This window comes from Nonomuraea sp. NPDC004186 (assembly GCF_053603495.1).
On the sequence record NZ_JBSGFQ010000183.1, the window covers coordinates 1 to 18,258 of the forward strand.

17 protein-coding genes are annotated in these 18,258 nt (G+C 70.0%); 7 read left to right on the forward strand and 10 right to left on the reverse strand.

Features of this window, described 5'->3' with window-relative positions; genetic code table 11:
• Nucleotides 1-402 precede the first annotated feature (402 nt).
• Nucleotides 403-1,386: an alpha/beta fold hydrolase gene (locus ACWEPL_RS61160; RefSeq protein ID WP_452442162.1), complete on the forward strand. Its 984-nt coding sequence runs from the start codon at nt 403-405 to the stop codon at nt 1,384-1,386.
• A 104-nt stretch (nt 1,387-1,490) separates the two neighbouring features.
• On the opposite strand, the gene arfA is transcribed toward ACWEPL_RS61160, so the two are convergent.
• Genes arfA through ACWEPL_RS61185 form a run of 5 tightly spaced genes read right to left on the reverse strand, consistent with a single transcriptional unit; the run spans nt 1,491 to nt 8,145 of the window.
• On the reverse strand, nt 1,491-2,957 hold the full coding sequence (gene arfA / locus ACWEPL_RS61165) for an arabinosylfuranosidase ArfA (RefSeq protein WP_397368348.1): 1,467 nt from the start codon (nt 2,955-2,957) through the stop codon (nt 1,491-1,493).
• 3 nt (nt 2,958-2,960) lie between these two features.
• Nucleotides 2,961-5,084: a family 43 glycosylhydrolase gene (locus ACWEPL_RS61170; protein ID WP_452442163.1), complete on the reverse strand. Its 2,124-nt coding sequence runs from the start codon at nt 5,082-5,084 to the stop codon at nt 2,961-2,963.
• A 3-nt stretch (nt 5,085-5,087) separates the two neighbouring features.
• The gene (locus ACWEPL_RS61175) at nt 5,088-5,897 is read right to left on the reverse strand and encodes a carbohydrate ABC transporter permease (protein WP_355199121.1); all 810 of its coding nucleotides are present in this window, start codon (nt 5,895-5,897) and stop codon (nt 5,088-5,090) included.
• On the reverse strand, nt 5,894-6,805 hold the full coding sequence (locus ACWEPL_RS61180; protein WP_452442164.1) for a carbohydrate ABC transporter permease: 912 nt from the start codon (nt 6,803-6,805) through the stop codon (nt 5,894-5,896). The genes ACWEPL_RS61175 and ACWEPL_RS61180 overlap by 4 nt, the downstream gene beginning before the upstream one ends.
• A complete protein-coding gene (locus ACWEPL_RS61185) occupies nt 6,805-8,145 on the reverse strand; it encodes an ABC transporter substrate-binding protein (protein WP_452442165.1) in 1,341 nt (446 codons plus the stop codon). The genes ACWEPL_RS61180 and ACWEPL_RS61185 overlap by 1 nt, the downstream gene beginning before the upstream one ends.
• A gap of 124 nt (nt 8,146-8,269) precedes the next feature.
• Between ACWEPL_RS61185 and ACWEPL_RS61190 the strand changes: the two genes are divergently transcribed.
• On the forward strand, nt 8,270-9,316 hold the full coding sequence (locus tag ACWEPL_RS61190; RefSeq protein ID WP_452442166.1) for a LacI family DNA-binding transcriptional regulator: 1,047 nt from the start codon (nt 8,270-8,272) through the stop codon (nt 9,314-9,316).
• 59 nt (nt 9,317-9,375) lie between these two features.
• Here ACWEPL_RS61190 and ACWEPL_RS61195 read toward each other — a convergent pair whose 3' ends face one another.
• Both ACWEPL_RS61195 and ACWEPL_RS61200 read right to left on the reverse strand, forming a co-directional pair.
• Entirely contained in the window at nt 9,376-9,801 is a 426-nt protein-coding gene (locus tag ACWEPL_RS61195; protein WP_452442167.1) for a hypothetical protein, read from the reverse strand.
• Between the two features lie 6 nt (nt 9,802-9,807).
• The gene (locus ACWEPL_RS61200; protein ID WP_452442168.1) at nt 9,808-10,404 is read right to left on the reverse strand and encodes a hypothetical protein; all 597 of its coding nucleotides are present in this window, start codon (nt 10,402-10,404) and stop codon (nt 9,808-9,810) included.
• Nucleotides 10,405-10,625: 221 nt separating this feature from the next.
• Here ACWEPL_RS61200 and ACWEPL_RS61205 point away from each other — a divergent pair, with 221 nt between their 5' ends.
• Nucleotides 10,626-13,268: an NACHT domain-containing protein gene (locus tag ACWEPL_RS61205; RefSeq protein ID WP_452442169.1), complete on the forward strand. Its 2,643-nt coding sequence runs from the start codon at nt 10,626-10,628 to the stop codon at nt 13,266-13,268.
• A 199-nt stretch (nt 13,269-13,467) separates the two neighbouring features.
• Nucleotides 13,468-14,766 (forward strand): UDP-glucose dehydrogenase family protein, encoded by a 1,299-nt coding sequence (locus ACWEPL_RS61210; RefSeq protein WP_363968896.1) that lies wholly within the window; start codon nt 13,468-13,470, stop codon nt 14,764-14,766.
• Nucleotides 14,767-14,872: 106 nt separating this feature from the next.
• Here ACWEPL_RS61210 and ACWEPL_RS61215 read toward each other — a convergent pair whose 3' ends face one another.
• Both ACWEPL_RS61215 and ACWEPL_RS61220 read right to left on the reverse strand, forming a co-directional pair.
• The gene (locus tag ACWEPL_RS61215) at nt 14,873-15,022 is read right to left on the reverse strand and encodes a hypothetical protein (RefSeq protein ID WP_452442170.1); all 150 of its coding nucleotides are present in this window, start codon (nt 15,020-15,022) and stop codon (nt 14,873-14,875) included.
• Nucleotides 15,023-15,607: 585 nt separating this feature from the next.
• Nucleotides 15,608-15,856 (reverse strand): hypothetical protein, encoded by a 249-nt coding sequence (locus ACWEPL_RS61220; RefSeq protein ID WP_452442171.1) that lies wholly within the window; start codon nt 15,854-15,856, stop codon nt 15,608-15,610.
• Between ACWEPL_RS61220 and ACWEPL_RS61225 the strand changes: the two genes are divergently transcribed.
• Entirely contained in the window at nt 15,855-16,187 is a 333-nt protein-coding gene (locus tag ACWEPL_RS61225; RefSeq protein ID WP_452442172.1) for a hypothetical protein, read from the forward strand. The two genes, ACWEPL_RS61220 and ACWEPL_RS61225, sit on opposite strands and share 2 nt — an antisense overlap.
• 380 nt (nt 16,188-16,567) lie before the next feature.
• Nucleotides 16,568-16,870, forward strand: a complete 303-nt coding sequence (locus ACWEPL_RS61230) for a hypothetical protein (protein WP_363968892.1) — start codon at nt 16,568-16,570, stop codon at nt 16,868-16,870.
• Between the two features lie 94 nt (nt 16,871-16,964).
• Here ACWEPL_RS61230 and ACWEPL_RS61235 read toward each other — a convergent pair whose 3' ends face one another.
• Nucleotides 16,965-17,546, reverse strand: coding sequence for a cysteine peptidase family C39 domain-containing protein (locus ACWEPL_RS61235; protein ID WP_363968890.1), 582 nt, complete (start codon nt 17,544-17,546; stop codon nt 16,965-16,967).
• 378 nt (nt 17,547-17,924) lie between these two features.
• Here ACWEPL_RS61235 and ACWEPL_RS61240 point away from each other — a divergent pair.
• The coding region (locus tag ACWEPL_RS61240) for a LacI family DNA-binding transcriptional regulator (protein ID WP_452442173.1) at nt 17,925-18,258 on the forward strand (334 nt) is incomplete at its 3' end.

The following is an 18,258-nucleotide window of genomic DNA, read 5'->3' on the forward strand; positions in this document are numbered from 1 at the left end:
GGCCATCAACGCCACGGCGCCGTACGCGGCGATCCGCAGGGTGCTCTTGTCCTGGTCGGAAAGTGTGATCGTCATGGTGGTCTGCCCTTCAAAGGTGTTAGGTCCGGGTCGGCGTCGCGCCGCTGCGCCGAGCTTCCACCCTGACCCAAGGTCAACCTCAACCGTGATCTGGCTCACAGCTACTTTGCGAGCTTGAAGCTTCGGGAGCGCGGCGCCGTCCCCGTCGGGTGGCAGTCGTATCGCGCACGGTGGGCGGGTCGCATCGTGCAAGTTGCTGATCCGGCAACAGGATTCAGGCGACTGACCAGGTCGGCGGGATGATCGGTGGTAGCGCCCGCGGAGCAAAAGGGGACGCGGAGCGGGTGCCGCCGGCAGAAGCGGCACGCCATCTGGAGGAGACCCATGTCGCAACATGTCGCAGAGATCACGCATCGTTCGGTGCCCGTGCCGGGCGGTCGGATTCATGTCGCGGAGCAGGGGAGCGGACCGCTGGTGCTGCTCGTCCACGGCTTCCCCGAGTCCTGGTACTCCTGGCGCCGTCAGCTCCCGGCGCTCGCGCAGGCCGGTTACCGGGCGGTCGCGCTCGACGTCCGCGGCTACGGCCGATCCTCCAAGCCGGCCACGGAGGACGGCTACCGGATGCTCGCTCTGGTGGAGGACAACATCGCGCTGGTGCGCGCCCTGGGCGAGGAGTCCGCAGTGATCATCGGCCACGACTGGGGCTCGAACATCGCGGCCACGTCCGCCCTGCTGCACCCCGAGGTCTTCCGCGCGGTGGGGCTGCTGAGTGTGCCCTACGCGCCACCCGGTGGTCCCCGCCCCACCGGCATCTTCGCTCAGCTGGGCGGTGACCAGGAGTTCTACGTCTCCTATTTCCAGGAGCCCGGCCGCGCCGAGGCCGAGATGGAACCCGACGTGCGGGGCTGGCTCGCGGGCTTCTACGCGGCGCTGTCGGCCGAGACCATGCCCGGCCCCGATGCCCCCGACCCGCACTTCGTCAGCCCCGGCGCAACGCTACGCGACCGGTTCCCCAGTGGCCGGTTGCCTTCCTGGCTCACCGAGGACGACCTGGAGGTGTACGCCGGGGAGTTCGAACGCACCGGCATGACCGGCGCGCTCAACCGCTACCGCAACATGGACCGCGACTGGAAGGACCTCGCCGACTTCAACGGCGCTCCCATCAAGCAGCCCTCCCTGTTCATCGGCGGCAGCCTGGACGCCTCCACGACCTGGATGGCCGACGCGATCAACGCCTACCCGGCCACCCTTCCCGGGCTGGTCTCCTCCCACCTCCTGGACGGCTGCGGCCACTGGATCCAGCAGGAACGTCCCGAGGAGGTCAACCATCTCCTGACCGAATGGCTCACGGCCCTGCCCATCGCATGAAGGCCCTTCTGCCGCGTCCACCCAGGCTCCCTGGCGCTCAAGGCCGTCGCCTTGCCGATGTCCGGCTCGCCGGTGATCAGCAGCGAGCCGGGCAGGCCTCCCGTCTACAAATCACTCTCCGCGAGAATCATCGTCCACGAGGCGGCGGGCAGCCGCGCCGTCAGCCGGTCACCGTCAGCCTGCACGGTCAGCGGCTGCGGAAGGGCCTCCACCCGATGCGGGTCGTCCCCGGCGGCGATCACCGAGGCCGACACCGGCCTGACCGCCGCCGGGAGCCGGGCGGTGAGGTCGAGGTCCTGGTCGGGCGACCGGTTGACGGCGAACAGCGCCACCCGGGACCCGTCGACGGTGGCCACCGCCGACAGCGCGGGCGCCTCGCCGTACCGTTCGGTCTCCAGGAGCGGCCCGGACGGCTCCACCCGCAGCACGGTGCCGCGCGCGTGCCGGGCCGTCAGCGCGAACGGGTGGAAGATCGTCTGACGCCAGGCCGGGCCGCCGGGCTCGGTCCTGATCGGCGCGATGATGTTGGCGAGCTGCGCCTGGCAGGCGATGCTCACCCGGTCGGCGTGCCGCAGCAGCGTGATCAGGAAGTCCCCCACCACCACGGCGTCGGCGGCGGTGAAGGTGTCCTCGATCAGCTCCGGCGCCTCCTGGAACGGCGAGCGCTCGCGCCCGGCGAACCGGCTCTGGTACCAGACGTTCCACTCGTCGAAGGACAGGTTGATCTTCTTCTTGCGCCGGAGCTTCGCCCCGATGTGGTCGGCCGTGGCCACGATGGCTGAGATGTAGCGGTCCATGTCCACGGCGCTGCAGAGGAAGCCGGGCAGGTCGCCGTTCTCCTCGTAGTAGTTGTGCAGCGACAGGTAGTCGACCGCGTCGTAGGCGTGTTCGAGCACGGTGGCCTCCCACGCGCCGAACGTCGGCATCCCGCTGTTGGAGCTGCCGCACAGCACCAGCTCGATGTCGGGGTCGACGAGCCGCATGGCCTTGGCGGTCTCGTTCGCGAGCCGTCCGTACTCGTGCGCGGTCTTGTGGCCGATCTGCCAGGGTCCGTCCATCTCGTTGCCGAGACACCAGAGCTTGATCCCGTACGGGTCGGTCACTCCGTGTTTGACCCGCAGGTCCGACCATCGCGTACCCGAGGGGTGGTTGGCGTATTCGAGCAGGTCACAGGCCTCCTGGATGCCCCGGGTGCCGAGGTTGACGGCCATCATCGGCTCCACCCCGGCGGCCCGGGTCCAGGTCATGAACTCGTTGAGCCCGAACGCGTTCGTCTCGATCTGCCGCCAGGCCAGGTCCAGCCGGGAGGGCCGGTCGGGGCCGACGCCGTCCTCCCAGCGGTAGCCGGAGACGAAGTTGCCTCCCGGGTAGCGGACCACGCTCACGCCCATCTCGCGGGTCAGCTCCAGCACGTCGGTGCGGAAGCCGTTGTCGTCCGCCGCCGGGTGGCCCGGTTCGTAGATGCCGGTGTAGACGCACCGGCCCATGTGCTCGACGAACGAGCCGAACAGGCGCCGGTTGACGGGCGCGATGCGGAAAGAGGGGTCAAGGGTCAGGTGTGCTTGTGGCACAGGTCAGGCTCCTCGGTAGACGCGTACGTAGTCGAAGTCGGCGTTGACGGCCGGCTGGGCCCCGCCGTGGGCGACCAGGCCGATGCGCACGGCCGTGTCCTTGGGGAAGGTCCAGACGCCGCCCCAGGTCCAGGTCTTGCCGTCGCGGCTGGATCCGGCGCGGAACTCGTGCTCCCCGTTGGCCGGGTCCACGTGGTGCGCCAGCCGCAGCCAGGTGGTCTTCGCGGGCGGGCCGACGATGTTGCCGCCGTAGGACAGGCGGCCGGCGAAGGTCAGCTCGCGGCCGTACTCGACCTGGCGGGTGTTCCAGATGGCGACCTGGGACAGGCGGGCGAAGTCGTCGTCGGAGGCGTAGGCGACCAGCCCGGCCTGCTGGTAGTTGCGTACGGCGTCCTCGCCCAGGTCGAGCGTGACCTTGGTCTCCACGACGTAGTCGCCCTTGGGGGCCTCGCGCAGCAGCACCGACGCCTTGTTGCCGGTCCCGACCAGGTCGGCGCCCTGGACGGGCCAGCGCAGCACGCCCTCCTCGTTCTTGGCCGCGGCGTCCTGCCTGACCCAGGTCCAGCGGGAGTCGAGCGGCCCGTCGAACTCGTCGGCGTCCAGCAGCCTGCCCGTGCGCGGCGTCGGCGCGGCCTTGGTGACGGCCTTGAACAGCGGGGCGGCGGAGACGTTGTCGAAGTCGGCGCCCCCGTCGGAGACCAGCCCGATCGGGCCGTTCGCGCTGCCCGTGACGGTGACGCTCGCCTGCGGGTCACGGAGCCGGGCCTCGGTCACCTCGGCGGTGATCGTCCGTCCCTTGACGGTGACGGCCAGGTTGTGCCAGGTCGCGGCCCCTCCGGGCAGCGCCACCGTACGGGACGCGCCGCCAGAGGTGAGCGTCAACCCGTCGGGCGAAACGACCGCGGTCGTGCCGCCGATGCGGATCCCGGCGGACTTGTCCGTCTTGAGGTCGGTCTCGACGCGGACGTCCCCGCCGAGCGACTTGCGGCTGATGAGCGTGCCCTGGCCACGGACAGATCCATCCTGTACGGTCCAGCCGGTCGTGTTCCGCCAGCCCGACAGATCGCCCGCGAACCGATCGTCCACGACTCCGCGGGTCACCGGCGTCTCCCGCGACTGCTCGGAAGGCCCGGCCCCCGCACGCACGGCCGGCCAGCCGTCGATCCAGTCCAGCCGGTCCAGCAGCATGGGCCGCTCGTTGATCCCGTACGGCTCGTCCAGGAACGGGTCGCTTCGATCGATGGCGTGGTAGAGCATCCAGTCCTGACCGGAAAGGTCGGTGAGCTGGGCGTGGTGGCCGGTGCCGATGAAGCGGTTGCCGTTCTGGTCCAGGACAGGGGTGCCACCGGCGCGTGAGGCCAGCAGCGGCACGCCCTCACGGTCGACGAACGGCCCGCGCGGGCTGGTCGAGCGCCCGGCCAGCACCGAGTAGCCGGTGGTCGGCCCGGCGCAGCAGTTCGCCGAGGAGCCGAGCAGGTAGTAGTAGCCGTCGTGGCGCACCACGTACGCGCCCTCGAACTTGTTGTCGATCGCGACCTGCTGTGGCTGCCCGGTGGCGCGCAGCCCGTCGGCGGACAGCTCGGTCACCCACAGGCCGCCGAAGAACCCGCCGAAGTACAGGTACTTGCGCCCGTCCACGTCGGTGAACTGCGAGGGGTCGATCGTGTTCCAGTACGAGTTGCCCGAGGGACGCGGGGCGACGACCGGGGCGTCGATGTGCGTCCACGGCCCGGTCGGCGTGGGGGCCGTGGCGGCGCCGATCGAGTAGTCCCAGTTGGCGGGCGTGGTGGCGGTGTCGGTGACGGTGAAGTACATGACGTACCGGCCGTCGAGGTAACGGATGTCCGGCGCCCAGAACAGGCTGCCCGGCGCCGCGTACGACGGCAGGTTGTCCGGCCCGAACGCGTCGCCCACGTAGGTCCAGTTGACCAGGTCACCGGAGCGGGCGATCGGCAGCCTGTGCAGGACCTTCTCGCCTTCGCGCAGCGGGTCCGACGTGCCGTAGGAGTACCAGTAGCCGTCCTGCCCGCGGATCACCGACGGGTCGGCGAACGTGTCGGAGAACGAGCCGGACACCGGATTGGTGAAGAGGGAGAGGATCAGTGTGGCGATGACAGCCAAGTGCATGTGTCAGCCCTTCAGGCCACTACGAGAGATGCCTTCGATGACGTACCGCTGGGTCAGACTGAAGAGGATCAGGACGGGGATGCTGGCCAGCACCGCGCCCGCCATGATCACCGGATAGTGGATCGTGTACGCCCCCTGCAGGATCGACAGGCCCGGCGGCAGCGTGAAGTACTCGGGACTGAAGATCACGTAGATCGGCCAGATGAAGTCGTTCCAGTTGGACAGGAAGCTCAGCACGGCCAGCGTGGCCAGCGCGGGCCGCGACAGCGGCAGCGTGACCCGCCAGAAGATGTGCCAGTGGTTGGCGCCCTCCATCAGCGCGGCCTCGTCCAGCTCGCGCGGGAGCCCGAGGAAGAACTGCCGCAGGAAGAACACCCCGAACGCGCCCGCCGCCCCCGGCACGATGAGCGCCGTCAGGCTGTCCAGCCAGCCGAGCTGGTCGACGATCAGGAACTGCGGGATGAGGAAGACGAACCCCGGCACCAGCAGCGTGCCGACGATCATCCCGAACATCAGCTTCTTGCCGCGGAACTCCAGCCTGGCCAGCGCGTACGCGGCCAGCGACGACACCGCGAGCACCAGCAGCATGTGCCCGGTGGCGGCGATGAGACTGTTGGCGAACCAGCGCAGCACCGGCGTGTCCGTGGTGCCCTGGAAGACCGTCCCGTACGCGGACGTCGTCGGCTCGGCGGGCAGCAGCGTGGGCGGCACCCGGGTGGCCTCGGTCTGCGTCTTGAACGACACGCCCAGGGCCCACACCAGCGGCCCCACGAACAGCACGGCGAGGGCCACCAGGCCCGTGTAGCGCTTCATGGCCGGGTCCTGAACAGCCGGAAGTTGGCCACGCTGACCAGGATCAGCAGCAGCGTGAGCAGGTAGCTCATGGCCGAGGCGCTGCCCATCTTGTACTCCCTGAGCCCCTGCTGGAGCATGTACATGATCGCGGTCCGCGTGTCCCCGCCCGGCGCCCCCTGGGTCAGCAGGTACGACTGCCCGAACATGTTCGCCGAGGCCAGGATCGTCGTCGTCACCACGAACAGCGCGACGGGCCGCAGCCCCGGCAGCGTGACGTGGACGAACTCGCCCCACCGTCCCGCGCCGTCCACCTTCGCCGCGTCGTACAGCTCGCGCGGGATGTCCTGCATCCCGGCCAGGTAGATCACCGCGTTGAACCCGAGCGTCCACCAGACCGTCACCCCGACCAGCGCGATCCAGGCCCACGGCGTCGCGGTGGTCCAGGGGATCGGCGTGCCGAGTATCCAGTCGACCAGGCCGAGGTTCGGGTCGAGCAGCAGCCGCCACATCAGGCACACCACCGCCACGCCCAGCACGAACGGCGCGAAGAACAGCCCCCGGAACAGCGTCCTGCCCCGGAAGGGCCGGTTGAGCAGCAACGCCACCCCGAGCGGCAGCACGACCAGGAACGGCACGCTGAACACGGTGAAGATCCCGGTCGCCCGCATCGACATCCAGAAGTCGCCGTAGACGGGCGACTGGTCGTCGAACAGCGCCGTGTAGTTGTCCAGGCCGACGAACGGCTTGCCCTCGAGCAGGTAGTCCCAGTCGTGCAGGCTCACCCAGATCCCGAACAGGGCCGGGGCCAGCACGAACACGGAGAACAGGATCAGGTACGGCGCCAGGAACAGGTACGGCGTCGCCTTGCCCGATCGGGGAACGCGCACCTCCCGCTCCAGAGTCTCCTCCGCCGAGATCGCGACCATCAGGCGCCGTACTTCTTCCGGTTGGCCTCAAGGATCTTGTCGGCCTTGGCGGCGGCCTCCGTGAGCGCGTCCTTGGGGCTCTTCTTGAGCAGGATCGCCGCGTTGATCGCCTGGTCGACGACCGCGGAGGCGTCCCCGATGCCCGCCACCGACGGCAGGAAGTACAGGTAGTCGATCTGGGTGCCGATCGTGGCCTGCTCCTTCAGCGCCGCGAACTCCGCGCCGTCGCGGATCGACTTGCGCGCCGGCACCTGGCCGCCCTTGGCCCACTCCAGCGAGTGGCCGCTGATCCAGTTGATGAACACCTTGGCCGCGGTCAGCTTGTTCTGGTCGGGCGTACGCTGCTTGAAGACCACGAACTGGTGCGAGCCCGCCCACGCCGCCGGCTTCGACCCGATCTGCGGGAGCGGCGCGACACCCCACTCCAGGTCCTTGATCTCCTTGAGCGTGTTGATGGACCAGATGCCGTTCCAGTTGAAGGCGGCCTTGCCGTTCTGCAGGGCGATGAAGTCGGCGTCCTGGCCGACGTTCTTGGGGCTGTAGCCCTTGTTGACGAGGTCGACGAGCCAGGTCAGGGCCTGCACGCCGGGGTCCTCGGCGAAGCGCGAGACACTGGCGTCGTCGGCGAAGAGCTGGCCGCCGTTCTGGTAGAGCAGCGTCCCGAACTGCATGCTTCCGGTGAACGGGAACGGCGTGGCCCAGTGCCCCTGGATGCCCGCCTTCTTCAGCGCCTCCAGCGCCGCCATGTACTCCTCGCCGGTCTTGGGCGGCTGCTCCGGGTCGAGCCCGGCCTTCTTCATGACCGTCTTGTTGTAGAACATGCCGAGCGGGTGCACGTCGAGCGGGATCGAGTAGCGCGCACCCTTGTAGACGCCGGCCTTCCAGACCGGCGGGGAGAAGTCCGCCTCGGTGAGGCTGAGCGCGTTGGCCACGTCGTCGAGGGGCAGGACCACCTGCCGGGCCGCGTTGGTGGCGACGCTGTCGACGTGCATGATGCCGAGGTCAGGGCCTTGACCCGCGGAGACGGCCGCGGGGACCTTCGCGTAGTAGTCCTCCCACTTGTAGACGTTCATCGACACCTTGATGTTCGGGTGCTCGGTGTTGAACTGGTCCACCAGCTTCTTCATGACCGGGCCGTCGCCGCCGGTGAATCCGTTCCAGAACGTCAGCGAGACCGAGGGCCCGGTGTATTCGGTGGGCGCCGCCGTGGTGGCCGGCGCGGTGGCCGGCGCCTGCGCCTGCTTGGGACCGCCGCCTCCGCCGCAGCCCGCGGCGCCGATGGCCAGCGCGCCGAGGCCCAGGCCCAGTACGTGCCGCCTGGAAAGGTCGTTTTGGGACATGCCAGATCACTCCTGCCCGTGAGGTTACGGACGTTTTACATCGTTGGTTCCAACGTTGTAAATTGCCTGGCGCCAGTTCGTTACATCGTTGTAAACCAGGTAGGGTTCCGGTGGCGAAGGGGGCATGGTGCGGCCGAGGCTGAAGGACGTCGCCGAACTGGCCGGGGTGTCGATCAAGACCGTGTCCAACGTGGTCAACGACTATCCCCATGTCAGTGGCGAGACACGGGCCCGGGTGGAGGCGGCGATAGCCGAGCTCTCCTACCGGCCGAACCTGTCGGCGCGCAGCCTGCGCGCGGGCCGCTCCGGCGTGGTCGCGCTGGCGGTGCCCGACCTGGACAACCCCTACTTCGCCGAACTGGCCACGAACGTCATCGAGGCGGCCGACCGGCGGGGCTGGACCGTGCTCATCGACCAGACCCAGGGCGACCGGGCCAAGGAACGCGTGGTGATCTCCGGGATCCGTGACCACCTCATCGACGGGCTGCTGTTCAGCCCGCTCGCGCTCACGGGCAAGGACCTGGCCGGGCGCGACGAGCGTACGCCGATGGTGCTGCTCGGGGAGCGCATCGGGACGGGCCGCTCGCCGTACGATCACGTCGGCATCGACAACGTGGCCGCCGCGCGGGCGGCCACCCTGCACCTGGCCGAGCGCGGCAGGCGCAGGATCGCAGCCATCGGCGTGCAGCGCACGGCCGTCGCCGCGACGGGCCGCCTGCGGCTGAAGGGCTACCGGCAGGCGCTCGCCGAGGCGGGCCTCCCCGCCGACCCGTCACTGGTCGCGCCGGTCGCACGCTGGGGGCGCGCCGACGGCGCCGAGGCCATGAGCCGCCTGCTCGACTCCGGCGCGCCGGACGCGGTCTTCTGCTTCAACGACACGCTCGCGCTGGGCGCCCTGCGGACGTTGCTCAAGCGGGGGTACGAGGTGCCGGGCGACGTGCTGGTGATGGGGTTCGACGACATCCAGGACGGCCGGTTCGCCACGCCCACGCTGTCGACCGTGGCGCCCGACAAGGCGCTGATCGCGCAGTCGGCGGTGGACCTGCTGGCCGAGCGGCTGAGCGGCGGGACGGACAAGGCGCACGAGGTGTGCGTGCCGCATCGACTGGCATTTCGGGAGAGTACGGATTTGTCCGGGCAAGAGCATCCCCGGCAACCAGCTCACGCTTGATGCCGGAGACGGTCGGCGGGCGGACGGTGCTTCACCGGCGCGGCGTCGGGAAATGTCGGTCACACACATCTGCTGTGGGCCGGGGGAACGCCGGCGAACGTGATCGATTTGCGCCAGCTCAACCGGGCCCGCACGACGAGGCATCCGCCCATCTCGTACGCGTTGACGAGCCGGCTCCGAGCGCTGTCGTACAGATAGGCGAAGGCCAGCAGGCAGAAGGCGGCGACCACCTTGTGCGGGATCCTGGAGCAGATGAGCTGGGCCCCGGCCTGGGCGGTCCACTCCCTGGCATCCAGGGTGGTCTTGATCTTCGCGGTCTGTGCCCGGCTGAAGTAGTACCGGCAGGAGAGATCCCGGCACTGCAGCCCCACGGAGGCGGCCGTGTCCCGGGCGGTCGCCGCGGGAAGCCGGGGGCTGTGCAGCGTCAAGATCAGAGCGAGGGACGCGAGGACGGCGAGTGCCTTGCCGGAGAGAGTGCGAAGCATGAGTGATCACTCGCTTTCCGTGGCCGGTCGAGCAATTGACTGGGACGAATCGGACGGGTCCGCGCAAAGGCGGTCCGCCAGGAGCCGCCGGCGGGTGGCAGCGCCGAGCAGGGCGAAACACACGCCCCAGCCGCCGATGGCGAGCACGGCGGCGATCGGTCCGAGCATCGCCAGGGATGGTGTGAGGACGACGAAGACGTACAGGCCGGTGATCAGCGGGGTGAAGCGCCCGATGCCCGGCCAGTCGCGGCGGCGCACGGTGGCCACGCCCGCGACCAGCAGGCCGAGACCGGACAGCGGGGAGGCGATCGCGAAGATCATGCCGGTCGCGTCTGCCGAGACGAGGGCCGCGAGCTCGGCCGGAACGAACACGGCCACGGCCACGGCGGTCGTCCGGAAGCCGACCCTGGCGACCAGGCCGGATGCCGATCGTGCCAGCAGGAAGAACCCGGCCGCCTGGGGCACGTGCATGACGGCCAGGCACACCGTCCACCAGGCGGGTGAACGGCTGTCGAAACCGAGCGGAGAGACCAGGACCGCGACGAAGGCGGCCGCAGCCTGCAGCAGGCCGCCGATGATGAGCCAGGGAGCGGGGTGCTTCATGGCGTTGTTCCTTCCGTGAGGGCCGCGGGATCGCCCGACGGCCGCGACCGGGGTGTGAAGTGACATTCGGCGTCCGGAAGGTTGTCCGGCAACGGACGCGGACAGTTCGTCCGAGCGAGCCGTGGAGCCGCAGGTGATGGCCTACGCTTCAAGGCACGAGGGGTGTCCGGTGCCGCCGGACACCTGGTGGGGTCGGCGGTCGGCTGGGGCGAGGTGCTCGGGTGCTCGACGATTCGGATCCCCGGCTGCCGTTCGCGCGGCGGCTGCGGGCGTTGAAGGACGCCGCCGCGGTCTCGGTCCGCGAGCTGGAGGCGGCCAGCGGCCGAACGCCGCGCCGTCGTGCCGGGCAGCCGCCGTTGACGCTGAAACGCAGCACGATCGCCGGAATGATCAGCCAGACCCGCCCCGTGCGGCCGGAGCAGGAGCATGTCGAGGTCTTCGTCGACACCTGCCTGCGCCTCGCCCGGCAATCCGGCCGGAGCCTGCCCGCCGAGCTGAGCGAGCCCCAGGCTTGGGACGCGGCCTACTGGGAGCTGCTGGTGCGACTGGCCGAAACCCGCAGCGACAGGCGGCTGGCCGGCGAGGCCGCCAAGCGGCTGCGTTCCATGCCGGAGGCACCCGCGCGGCCCGCCGGTGAACCGGTCGGCGACGGCCCAGGGCAGCGGATCCGGGACGGCCACGGTTCAGCCGGTCCGGCCTCCGTTCGCGCGGCGGCCGAGGCGGCGTGGTGGCCCGCGCCGTCGCCGCCGTTCCGCGTCCGGCGCAGGACGGGCCCCGCGCCGGTGACGGCGCAGGCGATAGCGGCCGCCAAGGAGGTGCTGGCCGGGCTGGTCGGGCAGCAATGGCGCGTGGAGGCGACGCTGCGGTCGCTGGACGACCCCGACCCCATCCCGGTGCGCTGGCGGCTGACCGACGACCTACGGCTGATGGACCATCCGGCCAACCTCACCCCCGCCTCGTTGCCGCTGACCGCCTCGAGCGACGACGTCTCCGCACTGGCCGGCCGGTTACGCGCGATGCGCCGCCAACGCCTGGTGATCCTGGGCGGCCCGGGCACGGGCAAGACCACGCTGGCCGTTCAGCTGCTGCTGGAACTCCTGGCCACCCGCCACGATCATGAGGAAGAGCCGGTGCCGGTGCTGTTGCCGGTCGCCGACTGGGACACCGCGGTCTTCCCGCTGATGCACGACTGGCTGGCGGCGCGGCTCGCGCAGGACTACCCGGCGCTGCGCGCCACGGGCCTGGGCTCCGAAGCGTCCGCGGTTCTGGCGGCACGCGGACACATCCTGCCGGTGCTGGACGGCCTGGACGAGCTCCCCGCTGCGGCCCGGGCGGCGGTCATCACCACTCTCAACCGTTCACTCGGGGCAACCGACCAGCTCATCGTGACCGGCCGCACCCGCGACTACCGCAGTGCCGTCGAGGGCGCCGGTGACGTGCTCACCTCGGCGGTGGTCATCGAGCCCGACCCGCTGGACCCCGCCGTGGCCGCCGGATACCTGCGGCGCTGCCTGCCGGGCCGGCCGCACCCGGCGTGGGAGCACATTCTCACCGGCCTGACGGGCGCCCCCGCCGACACGGCGGACCCCGTCGGCACGCTGGCCAGCGCCCCCGCCGATACCGCGGACCCCGTCGGCACGCTGGCCGGCGCCCCCGCCGATACCGCGGACCCGATCAGCACGCTGGCCGGGGTCACCGCCACCCCGCTCGGGTTGTGGCTGCTCAGAGCCGTCTACATCGCCCCGCACGCCGACCCGGCCGCCCTGCTCGACGCCGCCCGGTTCCCCGACCCTGCCACGCTGCGTGCCCACCTGTTCGACCGGCTCATCCCGGCGCTGATCGACACCCGCCCGCCCAGTGCCCTTCCGACCGATCTGTTCCGGCCTCGGCACCGCCACGACCCCGCCCAGGTCCGGCACGTGCTCGGCTACCTCGCCCACCATCTCACCCATCCCCGCAACCCGGACGGCACCCCTCGTACGCGGGATCTGGCCTGGTGGCGACTGGCCGGCAGCACCCGTACCGTCACCCCCGTGATCCGGCTCGCCCTGGGGCTCATCGTCGCGCTCATGATCGCGACCGTCGCCACGGTCGCGACCGGGCTCGCCGAGGGCTTCGCACCGTTCCCGGTCCTCGGGCTGGTCTACGGGCTGGCGTTCGGACTCACCGCGGGCCTCGTCATCGCGTTCGCGGCGCGCTCCTGGGCGCGGCAGTCACCAGGTTTCGCCGACCTGCGGTTACGCGGACGCCGGTTCAGACCCAGGTTCAGGCCGGTACGAGGGCTGCTCCTCGGCCTCGCCACCGGGCTGGCGATGGTGGTCATGATGTGGCTCACCGTCGATTCCCTCGCCGCCGTGCTCATCGCCGGGGTCTCCTCCGGCCTGGCGGTCGGCCTCGTCCACGGTTTCGCGGCCGGATTCGCCGCATGGGCCGAGGCCCCGTCCCCGGCCGGAAGGGCCAGCACCCCCCTGACCAGTTGGCGTGCGGACCGCACGCTCAACCTCGTCCGCGCCGCCACCGTCGGCGCCACCGCCGCCCTGACCGGCGGCCTGGCGGGCGGGCTCGCCGCCGGGCTCGTCGACACCCCCGCCTTCGGAGTCGCCGTCGGGCTGACCTACGCGCTCACCTTCGGCGTCACCGCCGGGCTCGCGGCCGGACATCACCACGCCTGGATGGCCTACCAGATCGCCACCGCCCGCCTGGCCCTGGCCGGCATCCTTCCCCGCGCGCTGATGTCCTTCCTGGACGACGCTCACCGGCTCGGACTGCTCCGCACGGTCGGCCCGCTCTACCAATTCCGGCACGCCGAACTCCAAGACCATCTGGCCACCCTCCCAACGCCTCCGCCGCCGACCCGGCGATGAAGACGACATGGAGCGTCAGGCCCACCCGCGCCGCTTCGCCGGGTCCCGCGAAGTCACACGGGCCAGCCCGGGCCGTGCAGGAGCTGGCGGCTATGGTGGGACCTCCTTGTGAAGCTTGTGAAGGGACACCGGCACGCAGGGCCCGAGCCGCTCGGCTCTGCTCGGCCACGCGTTGCGGAGAAAGGGGACGGGCTGCCGCATGGTGGGAAAGCCGCACTACCGGCGCGTTGTTGTGTTCGGGGCGGGATACATCGGTCTGGTGACCGGTGCCTGCCTCGCCGACCTCGGCCACCGGGTGGTGGTCCGGGACATCGACCCGGAGAAGATCAGGCTGTTGCAGGCCGGCGATGTGCCGATCTACGAGCCGGGCCTGGGCGACATGATCGCCCGGAACAAGGAGCGGCTGAGCTTCACGCTGGACCTGGATGAGGCCGTCACCGGTGCCGAGATCGCCTATGTCTGCGTGGACACGCCGCCGTCGGCTTCCGGTGATGCGGACCTGTCACGGGTCTGGTCGGTGGTGACGGCCCTGACGGACGCCGCTCACCTGCGGGCCGTGGTGGTCAAATCCACCGTGCCGGTGGGTACCGGCAGCCGGGTGCGAGCCGCGCTGGATGCCGCCGGGCTCGGCCACGTCGGCTATGCCGCGAACCCGGAGTTCACCGCTGAGGGCCGAGCGGTCACCGACTTCATGCATCCCGACCGCATCGTCATCGGGACGTCCGACGAAGCGACCGCCCGGCTGCTCACCGAGCTGCACGAGGGCGTGGACGGGCCGGTCGCGGTGATGAGCGTGCGCTCGGCGGAGATGGTGAAGCTCGCGGCGAACGCACTGCTCGCCACCAAGATCAGCTTTATCAATGAGATCGCCACCTTGTGCGAGAAGACCGGGGCCGACGTCGAGGAGGTGGCTCACGCCGTCGGACTGGATCATCGCCTGGGACCGCACTTCCTGCGGCCCGGTATCGGCTGGGGCGGCTCGTGCTTCCCCAAGGACAGCGAGGCGCTGCGGCAGCTGGCCAACAACACCGGCTACCACCTGCAGCTGCTGTCAGCGGTGATCGAGGTCAACAATCTGCAGAAGCGGCGGGCGATCCAGAAGCTCAAGGACGAGCTCGGCACGCTGGCGGGTGCGCGGGTGGCGCTGCTCGGCCTGACGTTCAAGCCGGGGACGGACGACATGCGCGAGGCGCCCAGCACCGTCCTGGCGGCCCGGCTGCTCGCCGAGGGGGCCGAGGTGCACTGCTGGGATCCGATGGCCCGCCCGGCCGCGGCCGAGCCCTGGACGTCGACAACGCGCCATGCGAGTGTGGAGCAGGCGCTGGAGGGCGCGGACGCGGCGATCATCGTCACCGAGTGGCCGCAGCTCACCCAGGTCGACTGGACGCAAGCCGTCGCGACGATGCGCCGGCCGGTGCTGTTCGACGGCCGGAACCTGCTGGACCCGGCGACGATGCGGGCCGCCGGCTACCACTACCTCAGCGTCGGCCGACCCTGACGGGCATGACGCTCGCCTCCTGAGCCGCCCGTTCCCCCGGCGGGCGGATCAGGCGGGCCCGGCCCGCCGCGGCGACCGGACTGGGGACGCTCTTCACCGACCCTGCTCACGTCCTGCGGGAGCGGGCGCTCTGGAGGCTCCTGTACGACACGGCCGCCCGGGCCGAGGAAATCTCCCCCTCAACGTCGAAGACCTCGATCCGGAGTTCCGCCGCGCCCGGGAGGTCTCCAAGGGCGGCGTCATCGAGTACGTACACCGGGCCACACCCACCACCCCCACTGCCAGGCCGACGGCGTGTGCGGCGCGAGGCGCCGACTCGTGAGGTCGGTGCCGGCCAGGGGCTGCGCGGCGAGCCGGACGATCAGGCGGGAACTTCCCTCCCCGACCCTCACCTGCCCGCCCTCGGCACGCCGCACCTGGATGATGCCGCCGACCGAGTTCTCCGCCGTCGCGTCATAGCTCTTGCCGTTGCCCGTGATTGCAAGGCCCTCGACAGAACGCCCTAAGAGGCATTTATTGCGTGTCATTCATCCGTGAGCTCGACTCAGCGGAGATGCCGCCAAAAATTCGGCTCCAAAGAGGCGTTGGGATGAGCCCGGCTGACGTCGCAGGACATTAGAGTGCCACTCTTCCGTTTTTCTTCTGTCCGTCTTCCGTCGCAGGTGAACGATGGAATTCCCGTCTGGGAAGCCGCTTTCCCCCGCCGAGCGAACGAAGAAGATTGCTATCGGAGCGGTTCCAGAATTCGCCGCCGCCCGCAGATGTCGGGCGAATCTGCTATACCTCTCAAGGCCGCGCGAAATGCGCGTGGCATTAACGGTCGCGGAGTGCCTGACGCAGGTCAGTAATCACCCGCGTCGTCGAGACACACAACGTTCCGGAAAGGGATCCGCATGTCCATGTACGAACGGCAAGCCCCCACCCAATTCGAAGACCGGCGCGCCGCCATGGCCCCCCAGAGGCCGGCGAACTTAACCCGAGCGGTGTACGCGGCCATCGCCACGGCGGCGCTCAACGTGATCAGCGCCATCGGAATCATCGTCTCCGGCACAGAGGCGATCAAAAAGCAGATCGCCGCGAATTCGGACATGGGCTCTGCCCCCGTGAGCCTCGACGAGGTCGACATCCAGAGCGACCGGTTCGAGGGGCTCCAGATGATCTACTCCGGGCTCGCCTACAACACGATCTTCTGGTCGCTCGTGCTCGTACTGCTCGCCTGGCTGGCGCTGCGCGGCGGCACCGCCGTCCGGATCTTCGCCACCGTCATCGTCATCTTCTCCGTCCTGTTCAAGGTGGTGAGCCTGTTCATCACCCTGCCCACCCTCACGCTGGTCGCCGACGTGCTCGTCGCTGTGCTGGGTGTGGCCGCGACCATCCTGTTCTTCGGTGCCGGTGGCAAGGCCGCCCGCCAGGGAAGGTGACCCGCTCCGCCTTATGGCTGGGACCCCAATGTCCGGGTCCGAGCCATAAGGCGTGCAGTCGCACCACTGGAGCGGCGGCACCACCGCCACGGTGCGTGACCGCCAGTTCGCCGAGCTGATCGCCGACCTCGCGTCCTGGTAATGCCCGTGGAGTACACCGGCTTCACGCTCAGGCCCGCCGGCTGCTTCGACCGCAACCCCGCGATCGCCCCTCGCGCCCGCCGCGCCACGCGGCATGTGTCGCGCTCTCTCCCGACCGGCAGGCGTTCCTCTGCCCGCCATCTGGGACCCTGCCGTGTCGCCGTGTCGCTCGCCTTAAGTGACTAATCAACTACTGACTGTGCATGATTAGGGGGTTGTCTTCTCAGAAGGGATCCGCTATGCGTTCCATCCTCGCCCTGCTGACCGTGGCCGCCACGGCCGTCACGCTCACCGCCACCCCGGCCACCGCCGCCTCGGGAGCCGTGATCATCAGCAACCTCGGCGAGCCTGCGTGGGGGATCGGGGACCCACGGCCCGGCGACTGCCACGACCTCGGCCCGGGCTACCATGCCGTGATCAACGAAACCGACGGCCCGATCCTGGTCTACTCCGACCATGCTTGTGCGGGGGAGCCCATGCTCGTGCACGCCTACGACAGAACCCAATACGGCCTGCACTACTCCTTCGAGGCGATGACCTGACCACCGCTGTCATAGCCGCGCGGCCGCACTGCGCCTTTTCCGGAGCGGTGCGGCCGGCTTGGCAGAACGCCCCTTGCCGGGCGACGCGATCTGGCTAGACGCGCCGCATGCTCAAGGCGATGCCCCGGCCGGCGAAGAAGGACGCGAACACCTCGATGGGGAGCCTCGCCCGGCGGGCGTCGGGGGTGTGTCCGGATGGGTTGTGCAGATGTAGCAGCCCGTGGTCGTGGCCGGTGATGAGGACCAGGTGCCCGCCGCGGCCGGGTGCGGGCACCTCGGGCCGGCGGATCTCCTTGTGGACGGAGGCGATCACCAGGTGCCCGTCCGCGAGCAGGTCGGGCAGTTCGGCCGCGGCGAGATGCGGATGCACGTCAGCGGGCATGCCGTGCTCGGCGCGCACGTAGTCGGCGAACGGGGCGTAGATCAGGCCCTTGATCTGGCCGTCGTCGTCCTCGACATAACCGCCGTAGTCGCGGCAGCCGCGCAGAAGCTCCAGAAGGGGCGGCGCGTGGCCATCGCGATGATCAAGGGCCATGTGCAGGCAGGCCATCCCGCAGCAGTGCCGGCACCAGCGGCCGTACTCCGCCCGGGTGTGTGCTCCCGAAAGGCGCCATCGTGGATCGTCGGCGGGATCGGCTCCGTCGTAGACGATGGCGCCGATCCGATCTGCGCTCATGTACTGGGTGTACAGGGTGACACCCTCATGAACTGCCTGCTGACTGCTGCCCGCTCCGGGCGTGCAGACCAGACACCCCACCATCTCTCCCAGCAGCGGTTGCGCGGCCGACCGGCGACCGGAACGTGGTCCAGGAGATGTCGCCCCCGGACAGGACCATGCCCATTGTGCCGGAAGTGATCGCGATCCGCCGCCGCTACCGGGCTCGACGACGACCTGGTTGATGTCGGACGGCAGTGACGGCAAGGTGCCGGCTCCGTGCACCGGCTTCCTCGACCGACCCGGCCGCGGCCCCGGACGGAGGTTGTCGCATCTGGTGTCGAACCCCTGGTCGAAGGCGTTATGATCAAAGCGACATTACGCCTGCGACGAGGAACGATGTCGAGCATCAAAGAGGTCGCCCGGCTCGCCGGGGTCTCCGTCGGCACGGTGAGCAATGTGCTCAACCGGCCCGACATGGTGGCCCCCGACACCCGGCTGCGGGTGCGGGCCGCGATCGCCCGCCTCGGCTACGTCCGCAACGGCTCCGCCCGGCAACTGCGGGCCGGCCACAGCCGGACCATCGGCGTGGTCGCGCTCGACCTGGCCAACCCGTTCTTCATCGACGTGCTGCGCGGCGTCGACCGGCGAGCCGTTGTTCCGCTGGGAAGGTGGCGCCGACGGATTCGGCGACGCCCAGGTGACCGCGTCCTACCTGCACCTGCACTGGGCC